This window comes from Paracoccus sp. SSJ (assembly GCF_030234105.1).
Taxonomy (GTDB): domain Bacteria; phylum Pseudomonadota; class Alphaproteobacteria; order Rhodobacterales; family Rhodobacteraceae; genus Paracoccus; species Paracoccus denitrificans.
In genome coordinates this window covers 1-14356 of record NZ_JASSPE010000016.1, presented here as the reverse complement: position 1 = coordinate 14356, position 14356 = coordinate 1, and the positions used below count along the sequence as shown (strand labels likewise).

Below are 14356 nucleotides of genomic sequence, written 5' to 3'. Positions count from 1 at the left end.
CCCTGTTCAGGGGGGTAGGAGGCAGACGCGCCTATTCCCAGTCATGCCCGTAGAGGCGAAGGCAGCGGGCGATCTCGGCGTCCGGGGTCTCGCCCTCGTCCTCGAGCGAAATGAGCACGGCCTGCCAGTCGGCGCGGGCATTGCGCCGGTCGATGGGCAGGTTGTCTGGCGCGAGGATCGCCCCGCTCATATCGACCACATCGCCGGTTTCGAGCAGGAACAGCGCGAAATTGACCGTGTAGTCGATGCCCTTTTCAAGCAGCGGAAGCTGTTCGCTCTCCGGCTCGGCCTCAAGCGCCCGCTCAAGCACCGCGCTGCAGAGGACTGTGTCGTTATACAGGTCGTAGGCGCCCCTGCCGGTCGTCTTGAAATAGGGCGAGAAGTCCTGGGCCAGCGCAACCGGCGCGCTCATGGCCGCGAGAGCCAGCGCGAGACAGGCGATGCGGTTGGATATGCTTCGTGTCATCGTCCCTCGCTTTCGGCGTTGGCCAGAGTCATGGCGATCAGTTGGCGGGCGGTTTCGTCTTTCTCGCGCGCCAGCGCATGGCGCAGGATCGGCAGCGCAATCGCGTGCTCGTGGCCGGCCAGCGCGCCCGCGACATAGACGCGCGTGCCCCATTGCGGGCTTTCGAGCCCGGCAGCGACATCCTCGATATAGCGCGCGGGAACGTGGGCGAGGATGCGCTGGAACAGCTCCTGGGTCCGGGCGATGTCGTCGCGGCTGTCCCCATCCCAGTCCGGCAGTTCATCCCTTTCACGCGAGAGCGCGTCGAGCCTTTCGATCGCCGCCTCGATCTCCGCAACGCCGCAAAGCTCCCCGATCCATTGCCCCCGATCTTCGGGCATCGGGCTCAATGGTGAAAGATCGTGCCGGGCATCGCGCATCAGCATGTCGAGGGCGGAGATCTGCACGCTGAGTGGTCCGGGCCATTCGCGCCCGAGATCGCCGGCGATGGCGTAGCCTTCCCGTACCCAGGCACGTTCCGCCGCGACATCCGGGAAAACGGCGCCGAGCGGGTTGTCCTCGCGATAGGTCGCCTGAAATCCCTCGTCCCATGCGTTTATCCGCGCCACCAGTTCGGGGCTCAACGCCAGATCACCGGGCAGGAGCATGTTTCCGCGCTCGTCATCCCACAGGGGAGAACAGTGATACTCAGGGGCCAGCCTCAACCGTTCCGGAGGCAGCGAGTCCTGGGCTTCAGGCTGCGAGGCGGGTGCTTCCGCCCGCGGGGCGGGTGCGTGCATCGGGACAGCCACCTTGCCCGGAGCGCGCAGGCCGCGCCGGAAAAACCATGAAACCGCGAGTGTCGATGCAACGATGATCGCAAGCTCAACAAGGGCAGGCTCGAACCATATGCGCCACAGGCCAAGCCGGTCGAGCGCAACCACGAAGCCCAATGCCACGAGATAGATGAGGAAAGCGCGAACGGTGCTGCGCCGTCCCCGCCGCTCGTTGTGGTCCCGCGGCGGGAAGGCCCGGGCCGCCCAGAGGAGGTATGCGCCCTGAAGCGCTGCGTTGACGGCGAAGATCGGCAGCGTCCAGCGCGACATCGCCACCAGCGAGAGCCCGGAGGCAAAGGTCAGCGCTGCGCCGAGGGTCATGATCCGCGTGCGCCGACGCTCCTTGCCGGCGTCACCGTCTCCGAGCGCGGCGAGCAGGCTGTCGACCATCGTGCCCATGACCAGGGCACGCATATGCACGAGCCCGCCCGCCGCATAGAAAAGACCGGCAGCGAAGGCGATCACGGTGACGATGCTGGCAAAGCTCTCCGACATGGCGTGAGCGTATGGATGTCCGGCGATCCCACACCCCCCTGAACGGGGGGGTGCGGCCCTTCCAGCCGGCGTTCAATCTGCCAGCATGACAGATATTGGACAGGTCCAGGACAGCAAGCCCCAGCCCTCCATCGGCCGCTTCGTCGGCATCGTCGCCGTGTTTGTGGCGCTCGGCCCACCGGTCGGAGCCTTGGCGGTTACGCTTCTCCTTGCCGCTTTGGGCCTCGGTTCGGGTCTCGCCGCGGACGGTTGGCTGGATCAGGGCCGTTTCGCCGTGGGGGTGATGCTGCTCGGCATCGTGTTCGGCCTGCCCATTTCCTACATCGTCGGCACCGCCCCGGCAGCGCTGGTCGGACTTGCGATTGCTGCGTGGGATGCGCGCACGGGAAGTATTTCACTCTACGTCGCGCTCGGAGCCGCCCTGGTGCTGGGCGTTCTGGCAGCGTTGCGGTCGGCAGGTCTCGTCTCCGCGTCGGAAGGTGAACGCGCCGCGCAGATCGCGATCCTGTTGTCCCACATGGCCGCAGCCGGGCTGTGCTGGCTCCTCGCGCGAGCGATCTTCGGTCGTCCAGCGGTGTCGAACACTTCCGAAATGGGGAAAAACCAATGAACACGCAAAGCCAAACCGTGGCGGGCCGGCCTCGGCCCGGTTCGCAATCCTGGGGGCGATTTGCCGGAATCGTCGCCATTTATGCCTTGCTTGGACCGCTGGTGGGCGCGATCGGCGTAACCGGGCTTTTCACCGTCTATGCCGTGGGCGTCGAAATCGCGATTGGCAATTTCGATGACATCGCCCGGCGGTTCGTGGGCGGCATGTTGGTCGGCACCATTGTCTCGGCGATCCTTGCCTACGCCTACGGGATCGTATCGGCGGCTGACGTCGGGCTTGTCGTTGCGTTCCGGGACCGGCGCAAGGGCGGGATTTCGTGGAGAATGTCATTGGTTGCCGCGCTCGCATTCTGGCTGCTGATGTCGCTGGCAGCCACCGCCGTCGTGCCACCGCAAGGATTGGTGCAATGGATCGGAGCGCTGCTTGCCGCGCATGTGCTGGCGCCGGCTGTCGGCACCTGGATCGCGCGCCGGATCTTCCGGTAGCCGGACAATTCCGGCGACAGGCGAGAGGAAATCGTGGAAAAGGTCAAAGGCGGGCAGGACAAGAGCCACTGGGACGGCTCGGTGGGAATTGTCGCATTTTTCGCCGCGACGGGTCCCTTGGCCGGTCTGGCGACCTTTCTGCTCTGGTTCGTCCTGCTTGGGATAGTCTCTGGAACGCCGGCATCGATCAGCGACTTGGCCGGGGGCGTATTGGAACTGCTGAAGATTGCCGTGATCGGCATGTTTTTCGGCGTGCCGAATGCCTATTCGATCGGCTTTCCGGCAGCCGCCGTGGTCGGCTTGGTCGCCGCGCTTTGGGAATGGCGGTTCAGGACAATCTCTTGGTTGGCGGCCGGTGGGGCAGCATTCGTCGTTTGGCTTGTCCCGCTACTTTACGCGGGTGACCGATTTGCAGCCGATGGAGTCACGCTGAGCCGAACAAGCGGGATGCTCCCCGCCTATATCGGCGCCACGATCCTCTGCACCTGGGCTGCGCGCCGGATATTCCGGTAGCGCCTGGCATTTCTGAAACCGGGAAAGGGAAGCAGTGGCGACTGAACCAATTCCAGGGCCGGATCAGTGGCACCAGCCTTCCTGGAAACGCTTTGCCGGCATCGTGGCGCTGTTCGCGCTCATGGGGCCGCTCATCGGGGCCATTATCCCGATCATGCTCAGCTTCGGCGAATTGCCGGAACTGATGCAGATCGGGTCCCCGCTCAAGGCGTTCGGCTTCATCTTCGCTTTCGGAGTGATCATCGCTTATGTTCTCGGCGCCCCTCAGGCTCTGGTTACCGGCCTTGTCATGGGATTCTGGCATCGCCGCACCGGCGCTATTTCGTACTGGGGCGCTGTGCTTTGCGCCCTCGCGGCGCTCGGCCTGCGGCTCGGTATCATGGGGCCGCCGCATTTCGGAGGACGGGAGCCGCTGTCGCTCGACAACCACGATTACCTCTGGTTGGCACTGGGCCACCTGATGGCTGCGCTGGCCTGCGCCTGGCTCGCGCGACAGATGTTCGTGCCGGTCAGGTCGTCAGGCGATAGATGAGGTAAAGGGTTACACCGAGCAGCACTGCGCCCGCCATCATGGCGATGGTGATATTGCGATCCCTTTGCGCTTGCTGCTTGTACTTCATCGCCAGGGGCGGAAGTTCCGTCCGGTGGCCCCGGCGGGCGTTCTTCTCGGGGATGCCCTCGGCGATAAAGATTTCGGCATCACGGACTAGCCCCTCGACCCAGCCCCAGACGCTGATCGAGACCTGTGTGACCTTTCCCGTGTCCGTATCGAACAAAAAGACCGGGGAATCCCCGCGAGGGGGGTGGTGGGCGCGGCTGTCCTGCAGGATGAACCAGGGCGACATGCCATAGCGCGCGCCGATGAAGATTGCGTCGTCGGGGATGGGGTCGCCACCCTCCGCCTCCCAATCCGCGCGCCTTTCACGTCCCATGCGGTTCACCTCGGGCAATTGATCGGCGTAGATCTGGAGTTCGCGGTCGTCCACCAGCCGCCCGGCACGATGGCCGATCAGGGAAAGCACATCGCGGTAGCTGCGCGGCGACGCGCCGAAGGTGAATTCGAGCTGGCGGATTTCCTCTTGGCTCACGCCCGCAATGTCCTCGGGCCGGGCGATCCCGTGTTCGATCAGCGTCTGGCGCAGATTGTCCGCATTGAGCGGGATCGCGGCACGGCGTGCGTTGAGCGTGGGCGCGCCGATCCATTCGGGCCATTCTCGGATCGGCCTGCGAATTCCGGCTTTGAAGAGTTCGGCAGACGGATCGAGTTTGTCCCACAGAAAACCGCTGCGGTCATAATTGGTATGGGCCTGGCCCATGGAAATCTCGACATGATCGTGCGGCACGCCGAGATCCAGCACATAGACGATCCTCAATGCCGCTCCCAAGGCGCTCGGTTCGGTCCTGGCCCAGAGCGGCGATTGCAGCCACAGGCAGAAGGGGTCGTATGGTAAAATCTCGATGCCGAAAGCGCGCTGGCAATAGTCTTGCCAATCCTCGCCGGGCAGCGCCGCGATGCCTGCCAGCGGCCCATAGGCCAGCGGCGGCATGGCGGCCGGGGGATGAGCGGCAATACCCTCGGGCATCGGCTCGAAATCCAGCATATAGGCGCGATCGAACAGCAGACCGCCAGCGGCATCGATTGTCCCGGCATTGACGACCAGATAGCGCGCCAGCGTCAGCAGATTGTCGTATTGTTCGACGGAGTACTCATGGAAATGGTGTTCATAGCGATCGCTCACCCCTGCCATGCTTCAAAAGCCGCCCCGAACAGTTCCGCTGGGAGGCGGAGTGCCGCAATCCGCACCGCAATCTCTCGCGACGTGGTTCTGGTAGACATCGCAGAAGCCCAGCAGTGCGACCCCTGCCAGCAGGACGCCCAGTACGACAAGAGCGGCCAGGGCGATCTTTCTGCGCAAGGTCATGGCAGGTTTCTCCGTTTTGCGCGTCACGGCCGTGCGGTCATCTCAGCTAGAGCCTGGCGCGCGCCCAAATGCTCGGGGTTCTCCTCGAGAACCTGCCGGAAATCGGCGATGGCGCCCGGCATATCGCCGAGCGCCCGGCGCGAGCGGGCGCGCAGAAGATAGCCTGTCCAATCCGCGCCGAGCGCGATCGCCCGGTCGAGATCGGCGAGCGCCTCTTCGTGTCGGTCCAGCCTTTGCAGGGCCTCGGCCAGGCCGAGCAATGCCGGCGCATGGTCGGGATTGAGCGCGAGCGCGCGGGAATAGGCGCTGATGGCGCCGGGGAAATTCTCGCTCGAATACTGCAATTCCTCGCCATGCATATGCGCTGCAATGACCATGCGCTCGCGTGTCTGCCGATCGGGGTCGAGCCCGTATTCGAGCGCCATCTCGAAGTGAAAATCGGCCATCCTATGATCGCCCTGTTCGAACCAGATGTGCCCCAATTCCGCGTCGCGCGACACGCCGGGCCACAGGCCCGTCACCAGAGCGAGGGCCGCATCGTATTCGCCGCGCGCGCAGGACGCGCGACGCTTCGACCGCGCCCAACGCCTTTTCCTCCTCGGTACCGGACATGATCGAGCAGATATGGAGCTTGGCGTCCTCGTCCCGATCGGCCAAGCAATCCTTCAGCGTGAAGGGAAGTTGGGCATGCGCGGGCATGACGATGAAAATAGAAGCAACCAGCAGGGCGCCGGACATCATACTCCATGTTTTCGCGCTGGCGGAGGAGGCTGGAGATCCTTGTCCGGTCAGTCGAAACATGTCTGGTGCGTGCTCGATGTCTGGTAGCACCTGCGCGGCTCCTAGGTCTTGACAGAAGATGATGACCCGGACGAGCCGCTGCTTGTCGAGCTTGATGCGGTGCTGCTGCCGCCGACCGACGTTCCGCTACTCCAGAACTTGTTCCAGGCGGCCTGATTCCGCGCGACTTCGGCATGACGCCGGGCCATCTCCTCGGGATCGTTGAGAACGCTGTTGGCGCAACCGGCAGTGAGAAGTGTCGCGCCGACAAGCAGCGTTGAAATCAGGATTCGTGTCATTGTTCCCTCCATTCTGGACCTTGAGTCATCGTGCCAGGGATGCGCAGATGGTTCTCCCCCCTGTTCAGGGGGGACGGAACGCCAAGTCAACAATCCACTCAATCGGGTGGCGGGTTGGCGTTGTGCAGGGTTTCCAGGTCGAGCGGTTTTGGGCCGCCGGAGCGGATGACCGGCCATAGTATGGGCAGGTAGATCGCCGCGAGGGCCATGAAGGCTGCGGCGGCGGGCTCAAACCTGCCGTGAACAACCATCAGCACGAGCCCTACGATGACAATGGCGACGGCGAGCACAGCCATGATGCAGCTGGCGAGCCATTCGCCCCGGCCAGGTCCGGTTTGGACAATGACTTCGGGGTTGGCTTTCTTCAGCCGCCGCGCCAGGGTGAAGGTCAGGCCTCGGAAGGTGGCATCGCGCCGCTGGAGCCGACCCCAGTAACGGCGTACTCCCTTCGTCCAGCGCGGCCAGTAGAGATCATTGAGCTTGTGAACCCGACCGGTCTTCTCCACCAGTACGCAGCGCGCCGCCGAGTTGGTGCCTTCGGCCAGGTTGAGTCGCATGGACGCGATATCGGTGAGCGCCACGTGACCCTCGCTGGAACCGATACGCCAATGCAGCATGGCCCCGTCCAGCCAGTAGGCACGTCGCTGGTGAAACGGGCCGGGGCGGAAGGCATGGCCGTGCTGGCTCTGTTCGCGGGCGTTGGTCATCGCGCCAATCCCCCCGTTTACGGCAGGAACCGGGTGGCGATCAGATCGGAGCAGAATTCCGATGTCGGCCCGGCCAGGGGCGTGCCGGTGATCTGCCACAACCCGTCGTCGCGCCGGTTCAACTGGCCACGGAAGTTGGCTGAGCCGTACCCCTCGGGCTCGAGCAGCCACTCTTCGCGCTGGAACTGGAGATAGCCGGCAGTGTTGGCGCCGCGCGGCTCTGTCAGGAGAAACCCTGAGATCGTGAAACTGCCCGCAACGTCCGCAAACTCGCCATTCGCGCCGGCGAGAACGGGAACGATGCCCAGAGTACCATTGACGCGCAACTCCGTTCGTCCCTCGATTTCGCTGACCGCGATATCGAGCACGACGCCGTGTTCGCCGTCTTCGCACAGATAGCTCCCGGCGTAGATGCCGCCGATTCCCTCGCCGGTGGCGGGGATCTGCGCGGAAGCCGGAAAGCCCAGCATCGCGGACATGGCAAGGGCGAGAATGGCGGGTTTCGCTTTCATGGGGTCCTCCTGCGGAACTGATGTGATGGATCCATCTGTCGCATAAGGATCGGACTGTGCCTGCATCCGCGCACCCCCCTGTTCAGGGGGGTATCAATCCCGCCAGGGTGTCGGGGTCGGGGCAAGGCCGTAGCGGGCGTCGCAGGCCTGAATGTCGGCAAGGAAGGCGTCGATTTCGCTTTCGAATGCCTGTTCCACGCGCCTACTGTTCCCCAGATTGGGCGAAGCCGTACCTTGCCTCACAGACGGCGAGATCGCTCTTCAGGTTGTCCACGGTTTCCTGCCCCTGCTTGATGCGTTGGCCGCGCGCTTTGCCCTCGGCCACCACCAATTCCCAACGCTCGACAACGGCAGGGTCATCGACATCGTAGAAAATGGCTTCTTCCACAAACAGGTACTGGCCGAAAGCCAGACTGGCCCGCTCCAGCGCGGCCTGCTGCTCGGCGACCTGAACCGCGCCATGCAGCCAGTAGGAGACCGCGCAGTCGAAATCGTTAACGTGACGCGCCGGTGCCATTGATGCCAACGCCGGCGCCGGCAATGCAAATGCCAGCATGGCCAGCATCGCGATCCAATTCCGCATCATTGGTTACTCCCCTTTTTCTTCCCTGCGGAAAGGACTAGGCGCGCACGCGTATGGCCGCACCCCCCTGGTCAGGGGGGTCACGAGGCCGGGGGCGCTCCATAGGGTGCGTGCAACAGGCGGATAGAGGCGCGCGGCGCCACCGCCGGATCTTCGCACAAAGAGGAGACGCGCACCCTTGTCGGCCCGCTTCACGCCCCAAGTTCTGCTTTCGGCCGCGGTCGCACTGAGCGTGATCCTCGCATGGCTCGTGCTCGGTATGGCGACGAATCAGCGGTGGATGGGCCTCGGCGTTACCCCTCACACCGAACTCGATCTCGCCTGGATCGACCGCGTCGATCCGAACGGTCCTTCGCAAGCGATCGCACCGTCCAGCGTTCTGGTCGCGATCACGGGGCGGGATGGCGAGCGGATCGAGATCGGGCCTCAAGACCTCATCGAGGAACCGGACGCACTTGCGAGCTACGCAGCCATGCGAGCCTTCTTTGCCCGGCAGAATGCAATCGCCGAAGCACTGGGTATGAAGCCGGTGGCGATCGAGACGGAACATCTGTCGATCCCGCGACGGGATGAAGTGCTGCCCCCCAGCCAGCGGCCAGCGACAAGCCTGCCGCCAGCCTTCTGGATGCAGATCGGCGTGGGGCTGGCGGGTTTCTGGATCGGGGCGTGGATATGGGCACTGAGGCGGGGCGAATGGGCGACACGCTTCCTGTTGCTCGCAGGTGCGGGGCTGATGATTTCGGCCTTTCCGGCCGCCGTCTATTCCACGCGGGAGCTGGCGCTTCCGGGCAGGCTGTTTAGTGTTCTTTCAACTTTCAACCACATTGGGGCGCTTACATTCGGTGTGGGCATGATCGGGCTGTTTCTCGTCTATCCCCGAAGGTTGGTGTCACCCAATTGGCTTGCTTTTCCTGCCGTTATTCTCGGCGCGTGGCAGGTCGTGGATATCCTGCAACTGGCGGACGGGCCAGGCTTGGGTTTCCATCTGGCGGTCGTGCTCGCCATGCTGGCCATCGTCGTTCTGGTCGCCATCCAGTTCAAGGTCACGCGCGGGCACCCGCGCGACCGTGCGGCGCTCGCCTGGCTCGGGCTGGCGGTGGTCGTCGGCGCGGGCGCTTTCGTCGCTACGGTCATCGCGCCGAATGTTCTGGGCATCGGCGCCTTCGTCTCGCAGGGCGAGGCGTTCCTGTTCTTCCTGCTGGTCTATGTGGGGGTTGCGCTCGGGGTCGCCCGCTATCGTTTGTTCCAGCTCGACGAATGGGCCTTCCGCATTCTCTTTTATGTTGTCGGCGTGCTTCTGCTTCTTGTGCTCGATGCCATCCTGATCGTCACCATCGTCGATGAACGCGCACCAGCCTTCGCGCTGTCGCTGCTGATCGTGGCTCTGGCCTGGCTGCCCCTGCGCGACATGCTGGCCCGCCTCGTGTTGCGTCGCGCCGAGCCGTCGCGCGGAAACTTGTTTCGTCAGGTGATGGACGTGGCGCTCACCCCGCCAGGGCGCGACCAGCAAGCGCGCTGGCGAGCGCTGCTGGAAGATGCGTTTCGCCCGCTCTCCATCGCACCCGGCGATGCCGAGGCCCCAGTGCTGATCGACGACGGCCTGGCGCTCGCCGTACCCGGTCCCGGCAATCTGCCGGACTACCGGCTGGATTATGCGAGCGGAGGGCGAAAGCTGTTTTCCCTGCGCGACGCCGACCTTGCGGCCGAGCTTACGGCCATGCTCGCCAATGCGCTGGAAAGCCGCGAAGCCTATGAAAAGGGTGTCGCCGAGGAGCGTGAGCGTATCGCGCGCGACATCCACGACAATATCGGAGTGCAACTGATGGGCGCGCTGCACAGCCGGGGGCTGGCGCGCAAGGACATGATGATCCGCGAGACGCTGACGGACTTGCGCGACATCATCAACAACGCCTCCAATCCCGACCTCTCCTTTGACGAGATGCTGGCCGATCTGCGCTCACAGATCTCCGAACATCTGTTCGCCGCCGGCGTGAAGATGAAATGGGAGGTGGAGAATGCCGGACCCGCGATCCTGCCGCTGGCTGCAGCGCATACGGTGCGCTCGGTCGTCCGAGAGGCTGTCCAGAATGCACTCAAGCATGGACAGCCAAGATCGATCCGCGTCGCCGTTCGTCTCGATGAAGACGCCATAGCCTTGACCGTGGCCGACAATGGCAGCGGTTTCGATCCCGGCAGCGTCCAGGCCGGCAACGGGCTTGCCAACATGCAGGCGCGAGTGACAAGTCTGGGTGGCCGGTTCAACGTCGCAAGCGGGACAGAGGGCACCCGTATCGAGGCGCAGTTCCCCGTTGATATTGTACGGATTACACAATGACGAAAATACTCATCGTCGAGGACTTGAGCGAAACCCGCCGCTGGCTGAGCGAGATCGTCAGCGCGGCTTTCGAGGAGTCCGAAATTCACGAAGCAGCGAGCATGCGCGCCGGCATCGCGCAGGCGGCGGCGCGCGACTACGACGTCGCGCTGATCGATCTCGGCCTGCCGGACGGGTCCGGTCTCGACGTATTGCGCAATCTGCGCCTCCTGCGCCCCCAGACTGTCTGTGTTGTCACCACCGTAATGGGCGATGACGCCTCCATCGTGGGCGCGCTTTCGGCAGGCGCGCAGGGATATCTGCTCAAGGAACAACCCCAGGATCTGCTGGTCCGGCAGCTCAAGCAGATGGCTGAGGGCATCCCCGCGCTCTCACCCTCGGTCGCGCGCCGGATCATGGAGCATTTCAAGAGAACTGGCCCGGCCGCGCCTGAAGACGATCTGACGGGACGCGAGCGCGAGGTGCTTGGCCTGATAGGCCGCGGCCTGCGCAATGGCGAGGTGGCCGAATCGTTGGGCATCTCGGAAAACACGGTGGCGGGCTATATCAAGGACATCTACCGCAAGCTCGGTATTTCCTCGCGCGCCGAAGCCTCCTGGCACGCGGCAAGGCTGGGCCTCGGAGAAGCGCCCGCCTCAGGCAAGAAGGGCAAATAACGTCCGGTTCCGGATTCTACGCGCTTTTTTGGATTGGCGCGCTTGATCCCGCCTTTCTTCAGGGGTGAAGACGAATTTGAATGGCGGATCGCTACGGTTGGAGCCAGCCAACCGTTCAGCCGGCAGCCTCGCCGAGCGACGCTGCGATGTCGCTGATCGAGCGAAGCAGAACCAGGGGATCATCCCTGGACGGCTCAAAGCCGCGCCGCCTCCAGAACTCGGCCGCCTCCCCGTCGACGGCGTTGACCATCAAGGCCCGCCCGCCGATCAGCGACGCGGCCTGAACACAGCGCTGGAGGGCGTGTTTCACAAGGCCGGTGCCAATACCCAACCCTGCCCATGCTGTGTCGGTTGCGAGCTGGCCGAGCAGCATACAGGGGACCGGGTTGGGCGGCTGGCCTGTCCGAATCGAACGCGGCAAAACCGAAGGCACCACACCGGTGGGCGCGAGGCCGTAGAAGCCGACCACGCGCCCAGCCTCATGCACGACGAGAACGGCGGTGAAGCCCTTCTGCTGATTGGAGAGGGCGCGCGTCTTCAGCCAGTGGTCAAGCGTAGGCTTGCCACAGGCGAACTCGGACACATCGTGTTCGGCGGAGAGCGGTTCAGGACCCGAAAGCAGCAAGAGCTTACCGCTTCGCCACGTAGCCGGGCTCCCATGGCGCGGGCCGCTTCAGGACTTCCACCATCTCCGGAACCGGAGCGGCCGGACGCGCCAGCACATCCATGAACTCGGCAAAGCCTTCCGGGCTCATCCGGATCAGCCCCTGCTCCATGACGACCTCTTCGGCCGCACGCACCGCGGCGTCGCGCACGAAGTCGGTGCGCGAGCGGCCGCGCAGGCTTGCGGCGCGATCGATCATTGCGACATCTGCCTCAGGCAGGCGCATCGAGATCGGGTATTCCTTGCGTTCGGCGGTCGCAGCCATGGCGAATCTCCTTGGTCGGCATATAGCGCCTTGTATCGCGAATTACAATACGATAAGGTTGCCCCAACAGTCAATGACCTCATGAGGAGGGGCGACGAGGCGGATAATGACGAGGCCAGCGAGAGATTCCGATAGGTTATTTTGCTACGCCATGGCTCGCCAGGACACGCTGGGCTACGCTACAGCCCGCTCACCCGCGCCAATTGCCGCCAAATATTCACCTTCAATTTCCATTGCTTATGCTTCCCTCGCGGCGAATGCTGCAAGTTATGACCTTGCGAGCCCCAGGAAACCCGGCAAAGATGACAGGAGGAGAGCGCGAAGCGCTGATCGAATCCTTGCTGCTGGACGCGCCGGAGCTGACGTTTACGCCGCGTGGCAATCCCGACCCTCGCCTTCTGCGTCTGGTCGGCATCCTGGCGAGGCAGGCGGCGCAGGAGTGCTATGCAGAGGAAGTGAAGATGTCACGGCAAAGGAGGAAGCGCTCCTCCTGATACGGATGGGAGCCATGGTTTGAAAGTCGCAATCTACGCCCGCTATTCTTCCGACAATCAACGCGACGCTTCCATCGCCGACCAGTTCCGTATGTGCCGTCTCCATGCCGAGAAGCAGGGTTGGCATATCGTCGAGGAGTATTCGGACCACGCGATCTCCGGCGCCTCCCTGATCCGCCCAGGCATTCAGGCGCTCATGGCCGACGCTATGAGTGGCCGTTTCGACCTGATCCTGGCCGAAGCGATGGACCGCCTCTCTCGCGATCAGGAAGACATCGCGGGCATCTTCAAGCGCATGTCCTATGCCGACGTGAAGATGTTCACCCTGTCGGAAGGCGAGGTGACGCATCTGCATGTCGGCCTCAAGGGCACGATGAATGCACTGTTCCTGAAGGATCTGGCCGACAAGACCCGGCGCGGACAACGCGGCCGGGTCGAGGCAGGCAAATCGGGCGGCGGAAACGCCTATGGCTACGATGTGGTCAAAAAGCTCGATGCAAACGGCGAACCGATCCGTGGCGATCGCACCATCAACGAGTTCGAGGCCGAGGTGGTCCGCCGCATCTTCCGCGACTACGCCGCCGGCAAATCGGCCAAGACCATCGCCTTCGCGCTGAACAAGGAAGGCATTCCCGCTCCGTCAGGCGGCGACTGGGGGTTCAGCACGATCAACGGGAACCCAAAACGGGGCAACGGCATCCTCAACAACGAGATGTATATCGGCAAGATCGTCTGGAACCGGCAGCGCTTCGTCAAGGATCCGAACACCGGCAAGCGGCAGGCCCGCCCCAACCCGGAAGAGGAATGGGTCATCCAGGAAACGCCGGAGCTGCGCATCCTCGATGACGATCTCTGGAACGCCGTGAAGGCGCGGCAGGAGAAGAACAAGATCTCACGGAAGGAAAACGGCGAGGCCGATCTCTCCCGAATCAATACCCGTCGCCGCCCCAAGTACCTCTTCTCGGGACTGACCAAATGTTCCTGCTGTGGCGGTGGGTATTCCGCGATCTCGGCGACGCTGATCGGATGTGCGACGGCCCGCAACAAGGGAACCTGCGACAACCGGGTCAACATCCGCCGCGACGAGCTTGAATCGCGCGTGCTGAACGCACTGCGTACCAAACTCGTCGATCCGGAGCTCTTCGCCCATTTCTGCGAGGTCTTCACTCAGGAGATGAACCGCCTGCGCATGGAAGGCCGCGCGGAAATCGTCTCAGCCGAGGCCGAGGTCGAGAAGATCGACCGCGAGCTGGCCAAGCTGCTGACCGCGATCAAGTCCGGCGGGCCAATCGAAGCCATCGTAGAAGACATGAAGCGGCTTGAAGGCCGCAAGGCCGAACTGAAGAACTTCCTGGCCGAAGCCGACGAGCCGCCTCCCCTGCTGCACCCGAGCATGGCACTGCAATACCGCAAGCGGGTCCAACAGCTTTACGACGCCCTGCAGGACGAAGACGAGGGTAAGCGGATCGAGGCCGCCGACACGCTGCGCTCGCTCGTGGATCAGATCGTGCTAACCCCGGTCGACGGCAAGGTGGAGATCGACGTTCAGGGCGATCTCGCTGGAATCCTTACGATTTCCGCGCAACGCAAAAACCCCGCGGCGTCAGCAGCGGGGTTGCAAGTAAAGATGGTTGCGGGGGTAGGATTTGAACCTACGACCTTCAGGTTATGAGCCTGACGAGCTACCGGGCTGCTCTACCCCGCGGCCGTTTGCGCTGGATTGTCAGCGCTTTTTGTCATCGTCGAGAGATTTTC

Annotated in this window: 18 protein-coding genes, 1 tRNA gene and 1 pseudogene; 7 read left to right on the top strand and 13 right to left on the bottom strand. The window is 63.6% G+C overall.

What is annotated here, in order from left to right:
• Nucleotides 1–31: 31 nt before the first annotated feature.
• Together QPR87_RS16430 and QPR87_RS16425 are read right to left on the bottom strand one after the other, a co-directional pair.
• Nucleotides 32–466 carry a hypothetical protein gene (locus QPR87_RS16430; protein ID WP_285050421.1) on the bottom strand — a complete coding sequence of 145 codons (435 nt, stop codon included), beginning with the start codon at nucleotides 464–466 and terminating at the stop codon, nucleotides 32–34.
• On the bottom strand, nucleotides 463–1776 hold the full coding sequence (locus QPR87_RS16425; protein WP_285050419.1) for an immunity protein CdiI family protein: 1314 nt from the start codon (nucleotides 1774–1776) through the stop codon (nucleotides 463–465). Before QPR87_RS16425 ends, QPR87_RS16430 begins: the two co-directional genes overlap by 4 nt.
• 85 nt (nucleotides 1777–1861) lie before the next feature.
• Between QPR87_RS16425 and QPR87_RS16420 the strand changes: the two genes are divergently transcribed.
• The 4 genes from QPR87_RS16420 to QPR87_RS16405 are packed head-to-tail and all read left to right on the top strand — an operon-like array spanning nucleotide 1862 to nucleotide 3916.
• The gene (locus QPR87_RS16420; protein WP_285050417.1) at nucleotides 1862–2386 is read left to right on the top strand and encodes a hypothetical protein; all 525 of its coding nucleotides are present in this window, start codon (nucleotides 1862–1864) and stop codon (nucleotides 2384–2386) included.
• Nucleotides 2383–2871: a hypothetical protein gene (locus QPR87_RS16415; RefSeq protein WP_285050415.1), complete on the top strand. Its 489-nt coding sequence runs from the start codon at nucleotides 2383–2385 to the stop codon at nucleotides 2869–2871. Before QPR87_RS16420 ends, QPR87_RS16415 begins: the two co-directional genes overlap by 4 nt.
• 33 nt (nucleotides 2872–2904) lie before the next feature.
• Nucleotides 2905–3384, top strand: a complete 480-nt coding sequence (locus QPR87_RS16410; RefSeq protein WP_285050413.1) for a hypothetical protein — start codon at nucleotides 2905–2907, stop codon at nucleotides 3382–3384.
• 34 nt (nucleotides 3385–3418) lie between these two features.
• Entirely contained in the window at nucleotides 3419–3916 is a 498-nt protein-coding gene (locus QPR87_RS16405; RefSeq protein WP_285050412.1) for a hypothetical protein, read from the top strand.
• Here the strand turns inward: QPR87_RS16405 and QPR87_RS16400 are convergent.
• From QPR87_RS16400 to QPR87_RS16370, 7 genes are all read right to left on the bottom strand, one after another.
• Complete coding sequence (locus QPR87_RS16400) at nucleotides 3894–5123, bottom strand: hypothetical protein (RefSeq protein ID WP_285050410.1); 1230 nt, start codon at nucleotides 5121–5123, stop codon at nucleotides 3894–3896. The two genes, QPR87_RS16405 and QPR87_RS16400, sit on opposite strands and share 23 nt — an antisense overlap.
• A 206-nt stretch (nucleotides 5124–5329) precedes the next feature.
• Entirely contained in the window at nucleotides 5330–5752 is a 423-nt protein-coding gene (locus tag QPR87_RS16395; RefSeq protein WP_285050408.1) for a tetratricopeptide repeat protein, read from the bottom strand.
• Nucleotide 5753: 1 nt separating this feature from the next.
• On the bottom strand, nucleotides 5754–6044 hold the full coding sequence (locus QPR87_RS16390; protein ID WP_285050406.1) for a hypothetical protein: 291 nt from the start codon (nucleotides 6042–6044) through the stop codon (nucleotides 5754–5756).
• Nucleotides 6045–6148: 104 nt separating this feature from the next.
• The gene (locus QPR87_RS16385; protein ID WP_285050404.1) at nucleotides 6149–6385 is read right to left on the bottom strand and encodes a hypothetical protein; all 237 of its coding nucleotides are present in this window, start codon (nucleotides 6383–6385) and stop codon (nucleotides 6149–6151) included.
• Nucleotides 6386–6483: 98 nt separating this feature from the next.
• On the bottom strand, nucleotides 6484–7092 hold the full coding sequence (locus tag QPR87_RS16380) for a hypothetical protein (RefSeq protein ID WP_285050402.1): 609 nt from the start codon (nucleotides 7090–7092) through the stop codon (nucleotides 6484–6486).
• Nucleotides 7093–7109: 17 nt separating this feature from the next.
• On the bottom strand, nucleotides 7110–7604 hold the full coding sequence (locus QPR87_RS16375; RefSeq protein WP_285050401.1) for a hypothetical protein: 495 nt from the start codon (nucleotides 7602–7604) through the stop codon (nucleotides 7110–7112).
• 202 nt (nucleotides 7605–7806) lie between these two features.
• Nucleotides 7807–8190 carry a hypothetical protein gene (locus QPR87_RS16370; RefSeq protein ID WP_285050399.1) on the bottom strand — a complete coding sequence of 128 codons (384 nt, stop codon included), beginning with the start codon at nucleotides 8188–8190 and terminating at the stop codon, nucleotides 7807–7809.
• 175 nt (nucleotides 8191–8365) lie between these two features.
• On the opposite strand from QPR87_RS16370, the gene QPR87_RS16365 reads away from it, so the two are divergent.
• Both QPR87_RS16365 and QPR87_RS16360 read left to right on the top strand, forming a co-directional pair.
• A complete protein-coding gene (locus tag QPR87_RS16365; RefSeq protein WP_285050397.1) occupies nucleotides 8366–10522 on the top strand; it encodes a sensor histidine kinase in 2157 nt (718 codons plus the stop codon).
• A complete protein-coding gene (locus tag QPR87_RS16360; RefSeq protein ID WP_148378261.1) occupies nucleotides 10519–11178 on the top strand; it encodes a response regulator in 660 nt (219 codons plus the stop codon). Before QPR87_RS16365 ends, QPR87_RS16360 begins: the two co-directional genes overlap by 4 nt.
• Before the next feature lie 115 nt (nucleotides 11179–11293).
• Here the strand turns inward: QPR87_RS16360 and QPR87_RS16355 are convergent, their stop codons facing one another.
• Both QPR87_RS16355 and QPR87_RS16350 read right to left on the bottom strand, forming a co-directional pair.
• On the bottom strand, nucleotides 11294–11803 hold the full coding sequence (locus tag QPR87_RS16355) for a GNAT family N-acetyltransferase (RefSeq protein ID WP_179921499.1): 510 nt from the start codon (nucleotides 11801–11803) through the stop codon (nucleotides 11294–11296).
• A 4-nt stretch (nucleotides 11804–11807) separates the two neighbouring features.
• On the bottom strand, nucleotides 11808–12107 hold the full coding sequence (locus QPR87_RS16350) for a type II toxin-antitoxin system TacA family antitoxin (protein ID WP_179921497.1): 300 nt from the start codon (nucleotides 12105–12107) through the stop codon (nucleotides 11808–11810).
• A gap of 513 nt (nucleotides 12108–12620) precedes the next feature.
• On the opposite strand from QPR87_RS16350, the pseudogene QPR87_RS16345 reads away from it, so the two are divergent.
• Nucleotides 12621–13658: pseudogene (locus QPR87_RS16345) on the top strand (recombinase family protein); the annotation flags it as partial.
• 156 nt (nucleotides 13659–13814) lie between these two features.
• Here QPR87_RS16345 and QPR87_RS23660 read toward each other — a convergent pair.
• Together QPR87_RS23660 and QPR87_RS16340 are read right to left on the bottom strand one after the other, a co-directional pair.
• On the bottom strand, nucleotides 13815–14024 hold the full coding sequence (locus tag QPR87_RS23660; RefSeq protein ID WP_350310459.1) for a hypothetical protein: 210 nt from the start codon (nucleotides 14022–14024) through the stop codon (nucleotides 13815–13817).
• A gap of 205 nt (nucleotides 14025–14229) precedes the next feature.
• Nucleotides 14230–14306 (bottom strand) — tRNA-Met (locus QPR87_RS16340).
• Between the last annotated feature and the right edge of the window lie 50 nt (nucleotides 14307–14356).